12 protein-coding genes are annotated in these 10848 nt (G+C 59.9%); 6 read left to right on the forward strand and 6 right to left on the reverse strand.

From position 1 onward, the window contains the following. The first annotated feature begins 237 nt into the window (after nt 1-237). A complete protein-coding gene (gene rsmI / locus ACVWZG_RS13535; protein WP_414383631.1) occupies nt 238-1236 on the forward strand; it encodes a 16S rRNA (cytidine(1402)-2'-O)-methyltransferase in 999 nt (332 codons plus the stop codon). 28 nt (nt 1237-1264) lie between these two features. Continuing rightward, nucleotides 1265-1966 (forward strand): two-component system response regulator RppA, encoded by a 702-nt coding sequence (gene rppA, locus ACVWZG_RS13540; protein ID WP_457407471.1) that lies wholly within the window; start codon nt 1265-1267, stop codon nt 1964-1966. Between the two features lie 184 nt (nt 1967-2150). Here rppA and atpD read toward each other — a convergent pair whose 3' ends face one another. Further along, nucleotides 2151-3584: a F0F1 ATP synthase subunit beta gene (gene atpD / locus ACVWZG_RS13545; protein WP_011434062.1), complete on the reverse strand. Its 1434-nt coding sequence runs from the start codon at nt 3582-3584 to the stop codon at nt 2151-2153. Between the two features lie 189 nt (nt 3585-3773). Between atpD and ACVWZG_RS13550 the strand changes: the two genes are divergently transcribed. From ACVWZG_RS13550 to ACVWZG_RS13560, 3 genes are all read left to right on the forward strand, one after another. After that, complete coding sequence (locus ACVWZG_RS13550) at nt 3774-4436, forward strand: GerMN domain-containing protein (RefSeq protein ID WP_457407469.1); 663 nt, start codon at nt 3774-3776, stop codon at nt 4434-4436. Nucleotides 4437-4446: 10 nt separating this feature from the next. Further along, nucleotides 4447-5214 (forward strand): MlaE family lipid ABC transporter permease subunit, encoded by a 768-nt coding sequence (locus tag ACVWZG_RS13555; RefSeq protein WP_457395929.1) that lies wholly within the window; start codon nt 4447-4449, stop codon nt 5212-5214. An 86-nt stretch (nt 5215-5300) separates the two neighbouring features. Further along, nucleotides 5301-6332: a succinate dehydrogenase/fumarate reductase iron-sulfur subunit gene (locus tag ACVWZG_RS13560; protein WP_457407474.1), complete on the forward strand. Its 1032-nt coding sequence runs from the start codon at nt 5301-5303 to the stop codon at nt 6330-6332. Here the strand turns inward: ACVWZG_RS13560 and ACVWZG_RS13565 are convergent. The 5 genes from ACVWZG_RS13565 to ACVWZG_RS13585 all read right to left on the reverse strand — a co-directional run bounded on the left by ACVWZG_RS13565 (nt 6329) and on the right by ACVWZG_RS13585 (nt 9678). Continuing rightward, nucleotides 6329-7435, reverse strand: a complete 1107-nt coding sequence (locus ACVWZG_RS13565; protein ID WP_457407468.1) for a peptidylprolyl isomerase — start codon at nt 7433-7435, stop codon at nt 6329-6331. The genes ACVWZG_RS13560 and ACVWZG_RS13565 overlap by 4 nt on opposite strands. Nucleotides 7436-7635: 200 nt before the next feature. Further along, nucleotides 7636-8250 carry a hypothetical protein gene (locus ACVWZG_RS13570; protein ID WP_457415425.1) on the reverse strand — a complete coding sequence of 205 codons (615 nt, stop codon included), beginning with the start codon at nt 8248-8250 and terminating at the stop codon, nt 7636-7638. A 20-nt stretch (nt 8251-8270) separates the two neighbouring features. After that, nucleotides 8271-8465, reverse strand: a complete 195-nt coding sequence (locus ACVWZG_RS13575; protein ID WP_457407463.1) for a hypothetical protein — start codon at nt 8463-8465, stop codon at nt 8271-8273. 155 nt (nt 8466-8620) lie between these two features. After that, on the reverse strand, nt 8621-9055 hold the full coding sequence (locus tag ACVWZG_RS13580; RefSeq protein ID WP_457407461.1) for a vWA domain-containing protein: 435 nt from the start codon (nt 9053-9055) through the stop codon (nt 8621-8623). Between the two features lie 14 nt (nt 9056-9069). Then, nucleotides 9070-9678, reverse strand: coding sequence for a hypothetical protein (locus ACVWZG_RS13585; protein WP_457407460.1), 609 nt, complete (start codon nt 9676-9678; stop codon nt 9070-9072). Nucleotides 9679-10120: 442 nt separating this feature from the next. Between ACVWZG_RS13585 and ACVWZG_RS13590 the strand changes: the two genes are divergently transcribed. Next, on the forward strand, nt 10121-10792 hold the full coding sequence (locus ACVWZG_RS13590; RefSeq protein ID WP_414375275.1) for a hypothetical protein: 672 nt from the start codon (nt 10121-10123) through the stop codon (nt 10790-10792). The last annotated feature ends 56 nt before the right edge of the window (nt 10793-10848 follow it).

Below are 10848 nucleotides of genomic sequence, written 5' to 3' on the forward strand. Positions count from 1 at the left end.
CTCCGTCCCGCTACCGCGAAAGGACTCCGTCCCGCTACCGCGAAAGGACTCCGTCCCGCTACCGCGAAAGGACTCCGTCCCGCTACCGCGAAAGGACTCCGTCCCGCTACCGCGAAAGGCAGATGCTTGGGTATCGGGGCACCGGCCAAGAGAGGTTAATCTGGGGATCCGAGGCGATCTCTAATTGCTCTAATTGGCTATTGTCTGGTTATCGGCAGCTCAGCCTTGGAGCTCGGGATGGAACACCCCACCGCCAGCCTTTATTTGGTGGCTACCCCCATCGGCAACCGAGAAGACATCACCCTGCGGGCGCTGCGGGTTTTGCGGGAAGTGGACTGGGTGGCGGCAGAAGATACTCGCCACTCCGGCCAGCTTCTTAAACATTTTCAAATCTCCGCCCGCCTCATCAGCTATCACGAGCACAACGCTGCCCAACGGATCCCGCAACTCCTGAAGTATCTGTCGGCGGGCCAGTCGGTGGCCCTGATCAGCGATGCCGGCACTCCTGCCATCTCCGATCCGGGAGAAGAGTTGGTGCGCGCCTGCATTCAGGCCGGGATCCCGGTGATCCCTGTGCCGGGGCCGGTAGCTGCTGTTGCCGCCTTGACCGCTTCGGGCCTGCCTACAGGACGATTCGTGTTCGAGGGATTTTTGCCGCTTAAACCCAGTCAGCGACAGGCCCGCCTGCAACAGTTGGCCCAAGAAGAGCGCACCGTCGTTCTCTATGAAGCCCCCCATCGCCTGCGCCAAACTCTGCAGGATCTGCTGGATCACTGCGGCCCAGAGCGGCAGATCGTGCTGGCGCGGGAGCTGACCAAGCTGTATGAGTCCTTCTGGCGGGGATCCCTGGCAGCAGCTCTGGAGCACTGCGCCGCCCAGCCGCCGCGGGGGGAGTTCACCCTCTTGCTTGAGGGATATGTGGGTGCCGTTCCCAGCCCTAACCCTGCCAGAGGCGGGACGGAGTCCTTGAATGGGCGGGGAGACAGTGAATCGGAAGCGGAAATTCGTCAAGAAATGGCCCGATTGCTGGCCGAAGGCCTGTCCCGGTCTGCAGCCAGCCGCCGGTTGGCCCAGCGTCTGCAGGGATCCCCCATCTGGACGCGTCGCCGCCTTTACAATCTATCCTTGCAGCTTGAGCCGCTCCCCAGTTCTGTGATTGCTGCGCAACGCTCTGGCGGAAAGGAGTCCTTTCCTGCGTGCGTCAGTTTCCAAGACGACGGCGAGACTGAGTCCTGAGGCGTTCGCGTTAGCGGGACGGAGTCCTATGGCACGGATTTTGTTGGTGGACGATGAAGTGGAGTTGGCCGATTCTCTGGCCCAGCAATTGAGGCGAGAGGGCTACACGGTGGACGTCGCCTACACAGGAGGGCGGGCCTGGGAGCTGCTGCAAAAGTCCCCCGCTCTGCCCTACGATCTGCTGGTCTTGGATTGGATGTTGCCGGAGCTCTCCGGGCTTTCCCTCTGTCAGCGGGTGCGGCAGGTGGATGGCACCACTCCCATCCTGTTTTTGACCGCCAAAGATACCCTAGACGACCGGGTGGAAGGGCTGGATGCCGGGGCAGATGATTACTTGGTGAAGCCGTTCGAGCTGCGGGAACTGCTGGCGCGGGTGCGGGCCCTCTTGCGGCGAACCACAGGTACTGGAGAAGGGATCCCTCGCCTACAGATAGGGGATTTGGAGCTGGATCGGGAGAACCAGGTGGCCTACCGGCAGGGGCGGATGATCCACCTCTCCCAAAAAGAGTTTCGCCTGCTGGAGTACTTCATGACCCACCCCGGCCAGTTGCTCACCCACGACCAGATCTACGAGCAGGTGTGGGCCGGAGAGGATCCCCCCAGCAGCAATGTCTTGGCAGCTCAGGTGCGCCTGCTGCGGCGCCGCCTCAGGTTGCCCGGAGCAGCAGAATTGATCCACACCGTCTACGGCAAGGGCTATCGCTTCGGGCCTGTCGCCGGGGATCCCTAGCAGCCGTCCCACCTGTAGATAAAACCAAGGCTCCCCCGAAAAGAAGGAGCCCTGCCGGGTCTGGGGAGCGCTTTCAGTCAGCAATGCCACCAGGGCGTTCCCCCCTTCAACCCTGGGGAGCCCAGTCGCCGCGCTATCGGCAACTCCCCTCTCCTCCTGTGGGAAAGGGGCTGGGGGTGAGGGATCACTTGGACTTGAGCTTCTCCGCTTTCTCGATGGCCTCTTCGATGGTGCCCACCAAGTAGAAGGCTTGCTCCGGCAGATTGTCCAATTCCCCCGACAAAATGCGCTGGAAGCCCTTGATGGTGTCTGCCAATTTCACATACTTGCCGGGGGAGCCAGTGAATACCTCCGCCACGAAGAACGGCTGGGACAGGAAACGCTCGATGCGGCGGGCGCGGGCCACCACCAGCTTGTCCTCTTCCGACAGCTCGTCCAGCCCCAGGATGGCGATGATATCTTGCAGCTCTTTGTAGCGCTGCAGCGTTTGCTTCACTGCCCGGGCGGTGTTGTAGTGCTCTTCGCCCACAATGTCCGCCTGCAGGATGGTGGAAGAGGAATCCAGGGGATCCACCGCCGGATAGATACCCTTGGCTGCCAAGCTGCGGGACAATACCACCGTCGAGTCGAGGTGGGCAAAGGTGGTTGCTGGGGCCGGATCCGTCAAGTCGTCAGCAGGCACATACACCGCCTGCACCGAGGTGATGGATCCCTGCTTGGTAGAGGTGATGCGCTCTTGCAGGTTGCCCATTTCGGTAGCCAAGGTGGGCTGGTAACCCACCGCCGAGGGCATGCGGCCCAACAGCGCCGACACTTCCGACCCGGCCTGCACAAAGCGGAAGATGTTGTCGATGAACAGCAGCACATCCTGCTTGTTAACGTCGCGGAAGTACTCTGCCATGGTCAGGGCAGTCAGGCCAACCCGCATGCGGGCACCCGGTGGCTCGTTCATCTGGCCATAGACCAGCGCCACTTTGTCCAGCACACCGGATTCTTTCATCTCGTTGTAGAGGTCATTGCCCTCGCGGGTGCGCTCTCCCACGCCCGCAAACACCGATAGGCCAGAGTGCTCCTCAGCGATGTTGTGGATCAGCTCCTGGATGAGCACTGTCTTGCCGACGCCGGCACCGCCAAACAGGCCCACCTTGCCCCCCTTTTTGAAGGGGGCCAGCAGGTCAATCACCTTGATGCCGGTTTCAAAGGGCTCTGGCTTAATCGTCAAATCGACAAGTGGAGGCGCACTGCGGTGGATGGGGGCAAATTCTTGGGCTTGAACGGGCTCTCCTTGGTCAACCGGCTCTCCCAGCACATTGAAAATGCGCCCCAGGGTGGGCTGCCCGACCGGCACAGTAATCGGAGCGCCCGTATCCACCACCGGCATGCCCCGCACCAGGCCGTCGGTCGAGGACATGGCCACCGCACGCACGCGGTTATCCCCCAAAAGCTGCTGCACCTCAAAGGTGACGTTAACCTTCAGGCCGCTTTCGGTTGTGCCCTCCACCTTGAGGGCATTGTAGATTTCGGGCAGCTTGCCGCTGGGAAACTCGGCGTCGATCACAGGCCCAATGACCTGAGTGATGTAGCCAACATTGGTGGCAGTAGCGGTGGCAGTAACCATGATTGAGGCTCAGCTCCTTGTGTGCTCAGTTATCGACTCAGCAATGCCGGGTGTAAATCATTATCATCATACAAATAAAGGGATCCCAGTTGCTGCCGCACTTTTGCCTGTCCAGCCTATGGGGGATCCCCGGCAGAGTGGGCTTTTCTTCGCTACCCTAGAGCTAGGTAAGACAGGGGGTTGCCAGCGATGAGCCACTACGGAGGCCGTATTGCACAGCTCAGCTCCGTTAGGTTGGGAGGACGGCGTTCCCGCCCGCGTCGGGGCCGGGCCCTACAACTGGGGATCCTCGGCTTTTTGCTGGGGCTGGGGGCGATGGGGGCAGCCTGGTGGTACACCATTGGGCCGCGGCAGACGCTTTCCTTGTATTGGCTGACCAGTGCCGACAACTCCATTTACTATGTGCAGCAAGAGCGCACGGTTCGCGCCTTCGACGCTCAGGAAGCCATCCGCCTGGCTCTGGAGGAGCTGATTGCCGGCCCCCGGGATCCCCACCTCACCACGGCCATTCCCCCCCAGACGCGGGTGTTGGATGTGCGGGTGGAAGGCAACGATATTTTCCTCAACTTCTCCCCCGAATTCACGCAAGGGGGGGGATCCACGGCGATGATGAGCCGGATTGCGCAGGTGCTCTACACGGCCACCAGCCAAAACCCCGGCGCCCGGGTTTGGATCTCGGTGGAAGGCCGTGCCCTAGAAGTGCTGGGGGGAGAGGGGCTGATCCTGGATCAACCCCTGACACGGGCCTCGTTTGTGCCCAGCTTTCAGTTGCCGGCGGAACCGGCAACCCCAAAGGATTCCGCCCCGCTAACGGGGTCGCCAAAGCGTCGCCTAGCGATAACGGCTTCTTGAGACAGAAACCATGAGCTGGTTGCAGCGGGTGGGCAGCAGTTTTCTCCTGGCCGGCCAGGTGATTTTGCATCTGATGCGGGGCCGTATCCATCGCCGCAACACCCTGGATCAGTTGGCGGCGGTAGGGCTGGAGTCGCTGCTGATTGTTTTGATTACGGCGGTGGTGATCAGCGGTGTTTTCACCATCCAGTTGGCGCGGGAGTTCATCAACTTTGGCGCTTCCTCCCTAATTGGGGGAGTTTTGGCGATTGCCCTTGCCCGCGAGCTGACACCGGTGGTGACGGCGGTGATCTTGGCCGGACGGGTGGGATCCGCCTTTGCCGCCGAGCTGGGCACCATGAAGGTCACGGAGCAGATCGACGCTTTGCTGTTGTTGCGCACCGATCCGGTGGATTATCTGGTGATCCCGCGGGTGCTGGCTGCGGGGCTGATGCTGCCGGTGCTCACCATCCTCTCCCTGCTGACGGGGCTGGTGGGGGGGATGATCATCTGCGCTTCGGCCTACAACATCTCTCCTGCAGTGTTTCTCAACTCGGCGCAAACCCTTCTGAGCTCCTGGGATTTGCTCGTCTGTTGTTTGAAGGCGATGGTGTTCGGGTCTTTGATCGCCATTGTCGGCTCCAACTGGGGCCTTTCCACCAGCGGGGGAGCCAAGGGGGTGGGTCGCTCCACCACCGATGCAGTGGTTACGGCGCTGCTGGGCGTGTTTGTCACCAACTTCCTTATTTCTTGGCTGTTGTTTCAGGGGCCGGGGAGCGCCCTCAGCCGCGCGTTGTAGCCACTTCTGCTGTCCCGTTAGCGTTGCGGAGCAATAGGGAGAGAGCTAGGATGGGATCCCCTTTCCCTTCAGCGGTGCAGAGCACTTTGCGAGTAGAACTGCAGATTTTCCGACAGTTGCCACCGGAGCCGCCCCGCTGGCAGTCCTTCTGGCTGGAGACATCCCCTGGCGCCACCATTCTCGATTGCCTCAACCAGATCAAGTGGGAGCAGGATGGCAGCTTGGCCTTCCGCAAAAACTGCCGCAACACCATCTGTGGCAGTTGCGCCATGCGCATCAACGGTAGGGCAGCCTTGGCTTGTGGCCGACATGTGGGCGAAGAGCTGGATCCCCGCAGCCCCCAGCCGCAGCCTATTCGCATCGGCCCTCTGGGAAACCTGCCCGTTCTGCGGGATCTGGTGGTGGATATGCAGCCCTTCTGGAACGATCTCAGCCGGGTGGATCCCTTTGTCAGCACGGCGGGGCGTCGCATCCCGGAGCGAGAATTTTTGCAGTTGCCTGCCGAACGGGAACATCTCAACGCTGCCGGTGGCTGTATTCTCTGCGGGGCCTGCTATTCCGATTGCAATGCCAAAGAGGTGAACCCAGAGTTTGTCGGCCCCCATGCTCTGGCCAGAGCCAACCGCCTCGTCCAAGACAGCCGCGACAGCCAACGGGAACAACGCCTGCAGGCTCTGGATAGCTTGGCTGGTGTCTGGGGCTGTACCCGCTGCTGGAACTGCAACAGCGTCTGCCCGATGGGCGTGGCACCTCTGGATCAAATCACCGAACTCAAACAGGGGATCCTCTCCCGCCCTGTAGACAAGACCGCTGCTCTGCCCACCGACCGTTCCCCATCGCACGCTGTTCGCGCTATTCGGACGGAGTCCTTGCCCATAGCCATCCGCCACCGCAAGACTCTGGTGCAACTGGTGCGCTCCGGTGGTTGGATAGATGAGCGCCGCTTTGCCCTGCAGGTGGTGGGCCGGGATCCCAAAGGGCTGCTCAGCTTGGTGCCTTTGGGTCTGCGCCTGTTGGCCAGGGGCAAATTTCCCTTTCGCTTCCAGCCCTCTGCAGGGGCGGCGACGGTACGGCGGCTTATCGACACGGTTAGGCAGGAAGGAAGGGATCCCCTCTAGGCTCCAGTTTTGAGGTTGTCTTGGCCGGAAATCAATCTGGCACTCAAAATCCGATCCCCCACTTTGATGTGGCGCAGCACCTCCGTTCCCTCGGTAACGTACCCGAACACGGCATAGCGGCCATCCATGAGGTTTAACCCCGCCGGGGTGAGATCCGGCTCAGCCATAAAGATGAAGAACTGAGAAGAGGCGCTGTTGGGATCGTCGGGATAGCGGGCCATGGCCACCGTCCCTTCGGCGGAAAAGGGCAGAGCCGGTTCCACATCCCACAGGCCCATCTGATCAAAAGTCTGGCCGTAGCGGGGCATCACCTCGCCTTTGGCGCGAATCTCCATGGGGATGGTGCGAACCTTGCCCGTGGCCGGATCCACATAGCCATCGGCAGGGCCAGGGGGATCCCCGGCCTGCGCCAGGAAGAAGGTCTCCACCCGGTCAAAGGTCAGGCCATCGTAGAAGCCCCGCTGCACCAGGTCGGCAAAGTTGCCGGCAGTGATGGGGGCGCTGTAGCCATCTAAGGTGATCACCATGCGCCCAGCGGTGGTGTTTAGCTCCACCTCTGCCCGCCCCAAGAGCTGAGGTTTGTCGGCATACTCAGCAGGCACTGTGTAGGGGAAAGCCCCCACCCAGTTGTTTTCGAGGGATCCCAACTCGTCCACTAGACGGTCGTAGGCAGCGCGGGCCTCTTCTTTACCCTTGGATTTGCGCTCGCTGGCTTGGCCGATCACCCGCAACTGCTCCCGCAGCGCAGCCATCTGTTCAGAGGCTGGGGTCACCCGATCCGGAGGCAAGCCGGCCAGCAGGGAATCTCCATAGCGATCCAAGAGGTGCTCTACCTGGCGCACATCTCCCCGCACTGCCGACCAGCGGTTGTACTTCAGGTCGGCGTCGATTTTGGAGATGGCTTCATCAACCTCCAGCAGCTTCGTTTCTGAGATGGGTAGCGCCCGCCGCAAGAGGGTACGTGGATCGGTAATGGCATCCCCCTGGGGCAGAGCCAAGGCCGGGATCCCCCAGAGCGCCACCCCGCAGAGCAGAGCAGCTACGTAGAGGCCAATCCGGCAAAGGGATCCCCATTGCCAAAATCCTTGGGCACGCTGCGTCATGGTTCCTACCGACTGCAAAACCACTCCTGTCTCAGCCTGACATCCCACCGTCACAGGCGGCAAGCGCTGTCAAACCTCGATAGATATCTCCACGACTGGCTCACTCCACCTGGGGGAAAGCCGTCATCGCTACACGACGCTTTTGCGACCGCAATAGCGGGACCAACTTCTCCAAGGGCATGGCTACACGGCTCTCCTACCTAGTTGGTTGGCGTCGGTGTTGGCGTCGGTGTTGGCGTCGGCGTCGGTGTCGGTGTTGGTGTCGGCGTTGGCGTCGGTGTTAGTGTCGGGGTAGAGGCAGGAGTGGGTCGAGGTGTCGGAAAGTCCGTCGGTGCAGGAGGTAGGGGCACCGGAATGCGGAGGCGGCAGGGCTGATCCGATTGATCGCCTTCTGGGGCATAGCAAACGCGAATGAGATCTTCCACAAAGCGAAGCTGATTAAAACTAAGTTGATCCGCTTGTCGAATGATGTCAGTGATGATCTCCTCCAAGTTTCGGGCTGTTCTGGAAAGAGGTACGCTGACAAACAGAATATTCTCCAGATCCCTAACTTCGGGGGGAGCTAAGTTGGAGGAAGGTACTCTATCCCGCTCCCGCAGCAAGATGCGATAAAGGGCTTCGCTCCAAGGGGAAACATCCACGGCTGCGCTGAAAATAAATCCCCGCAGGGGTGTAGGCTGGCCGGACTGACGCCCTTGGCCCAGGAGATTGGACTGAACCGATACCAATTTCCCCGGCGGCTGAGTAATCGATCCGGAAAAGGGGATGGTGAACCGCAAGTTGCCCTCCAAGGCAGTGGTTGACAAGGCAGGCAACAAAATGTCCCCTCTTGAGCTTAGGTTGAACAACTCAACCTTATTGCCTCTTGAAAAGAGCGGCCCTCCCGAACAAAGGGCGGCTGTTGAGCCTGAAGGGCAAAGCTGAGCAAAGGGATCCACCACCAATCCCAAAATGGCAGAGGTAGAGCCAGAGCCAGAGCCGGGATCCCTTGGCGGCGACCCCACAGTCGAGGGGCTGCTGGAGGTGCCACCGCAACCTTTCAGGAAAACCGTTAGGGAACCTGTAAGCACTGCCGCCAGGACAAGCGCAGCCGGTTGCCAAAATCTTCTGGGTATACCGAGTCGTCGAAACATTTGCTTATCGCCTCGCTCTCGATTAGGGATGTTGTCAGCCTGCGGAATGACTCTAGCGGGATCCCACCGTGAGAACAGCGTCGCTGAATGGCGCCACAAAACGGCTGCCTTCTCTCTCAACTCTCAGCTCGCCACTGAGAAGATAAGAACCAGCAGATAGCGGAACATTGCTTTGCACCCTCATTTGCAGGCGGTGCTCCCCAATAGCAGCAGGGAATAAGTTGGCAAAGGGAGCTTCCAGCCCTTCAGAAAACCGTGCCAGCACAAAAGTCCCCTCAGTAGCTGCAGCCAGACGCTGTAACTCCAGAAGATTCAAATCGACCCCCAACCCAACCACATACACGGTGAGTTTTTGTCCTCGCTCTCTGGCCAAAGTTGTCAGCTCCTGAGTAGCTTGGTTGATGGAGCGGGTGCTTTCGTTGTCAATCCCATCGGTGAATACCACCAAGCGGCGGTTGAAACGCTCGGTGGGCCGAAAGTCGCTCAAGAAACGCCCGGCTTCTACCGTGGCATCGTAAAGGGCGGTGTTCCCTCCGGAACAGCGCGCAAAACGCCTCGTCTCAGCAGCTCTTTGTCGCCGGTGAAGTCCTGCAATAGCTGAGCTGTGCGCAGGGGCTGCCCCAAAGCTGTAAGGCCAAAACCTGCCCCCCGGTTGTCAAAGCGCAGAATGGCGCCCAGATCCAGGGGTGCAGGGCGAAATTGATCCAGGAGCCGAAAAACAGCCAGGAAGCGCCGAGATTGGGGATCCAAGACCAACAGGCTGCCTGAGCCATCCATCAGCACAGCCATGAGCAAAGGCCGCTGAGGCAGATCCGGCGGGGGGTTCTCGATCCGGGTGGGTGTCAGGGTCAAGGTTACCGGCTGCGGGATCCCTAGCAAATCGGTTACCCGGTTTACCTGCAGGCTGACCTGACTGGCAGAGAGCTGGGTTATTGGTTGGGGCGGATCCCCGCCTTGCAAGAGGGCGATGTTGAACTCCATTTCCCCTTGTGTGCCAGAAAAGGAGCGGGTCAGAGCCCCATTGAATGTCAGGCGAGCTTGGGATCCCACAGCAGACGGATCAATGCCTGTACCGCCGGAAGAGCCACAGCCGACAAGGCAGCTTCCCACGAGCACCAGGAGAAGCAGCCAACCAGCTTTTTGGCTTTTTACTTGACCGGGCTGTATTTTTACAGTCATTGCAGCTGCCAGTGCAAGCATAGTGGGGTGGCATGAAAGTAGGGAGTTACAATACCACCCAGTAATTCCGAAAGCTACTGTAGCGCTTGGTGTAGGCGTAGAGATTTTTACTGCAGTTAGAGGATCTTGATCTTTTTTCACAATGCGAGCACAGCGGGTCTCAGCTTTGAGCCTAGTAGGGCGGCTAAAGCCTGTCTGCTCCGAGAATTGCTTCGAGATAAAGACCCCTTTGTTTTGCCACTTGTGGCAAGCGTTCTCGCTGACCAATTGTCAAATAAGCCGGCGCTCTCCTCCGTGGCCTATAGTTCATAGCAGCTCATCAGTGCAGGTGTAAGCTCTAAAAGGATCCCCTGGGTGAGGAGGAGAACTGAACATGGCGGCAAAGCAACTCAAGTTCTATTGGAGCCCCCAACACCAGCTCTTTAGCTGCGATGGCGCCAAGTTGGAGGGGCACGGCTACATCCAAACCAACCCCTCCCATGACCTGGTTCACCTGCTCATTGCCGCCAACGGCAACATGCCCTGGCAGCCGGTGGAAAGCCGCGAGCAAACCTGCTTTGCCGAGTACAACGCGGTAATGCTGGAGCACCTGTTGGTCAACTGCTTCAACGCAGCGGTGCTGGGATCCCTGCCTGCCCAGCAGATCATCCCAGAGGCGCGGAAGTTCTTGCGGTGGTTTGTTTCAGAACATTACGCCCCTTTTCCGGTGTCTGAAGAAGAGGCTTTTCGTCGCTTTGCTGCGCACCTGGATATTGAGCGCATTGTGCGTTTGTTCCCCTATTTTTACAGTCTGCGGGCTTGGGAATGCTTCAGCCTCGATTACCGCGCCGAGACCTACGACCTGGAGTTCACCTCCGAGGATGATCCCGTTCGAGAGGCCCCGGAATGGGCGGCGGATCCCAACATTTTGGAGACTCAGGAGCTGGTGCGGCAAAAGCTCTCTGAGGCAGTAGCCGAGGCGGGCTCGATCCGGCCCAAACCGGAGCCCGTTTTCCCGCCAACTTCGTCAGCTAGAAATCGCAGGAGCCCCGCACTGTACCCGTAGGGTCAGTGCCGGGAGGAATGCGGAAGTCACAATAGAACCATGACCCAAGTCCTGAC

It is taken from the genome of Thermostichus sp. OS-CIW-33 (assembly GCF_054059615.1).

Bases quoted from the DNA above. Each gene is read 5' to 3' on its own strand.
- ACVWZG_RS13590 (WP_414375275.1), top strand. From the start codon at position 10,121: ATGGCGGCAAAGCAACTCAAGTTCTATTGGAGCCCCCAACACCAGCTC.
- ACVWZG_RS13555 (WP_457395929.1), top strand. From the start codon at position 4,447: ATGAGCTGGTTGCAGCGGGTGGGCAGCAGTTTTCTCCTGGCCGGCCAG.
- ACVWZG_RS13565 (WP_457407468.1), bottom strand. From the start codon at position 7,435: ATGACGCAGCGTGCCCAAGGATTTTGGCAATGGGGATCCCTTTGCCGG.
- rppA (WP_457407471.1), top strand. From the start codon at position 1,265: ATGGCACGGATTTTGTTGGTGGACGATGAAGTGGAGTTGGCCGATTCT.
- ACVWZG_RS13550 (WP_457407469.1), top strand. From the start codon at position 3,774: ATGAGCCACTACGGAGGCCGTATTGCACAGCTCAGCTCCGTTAGGTTG.
- atpD (WP_011434062.1), bottom strand. From the start codon at position 3,584: ATGGTTACTGCCACCGCTACTGCCACCAATGTTGGCTACATCACTCAG.
- rsmI (WP_414383631.1), top strand. From the start codon at position 238: ATGGAACACCCCACCGCCAGCCTTTATTTGGTGGCTACCCCCATCGGC.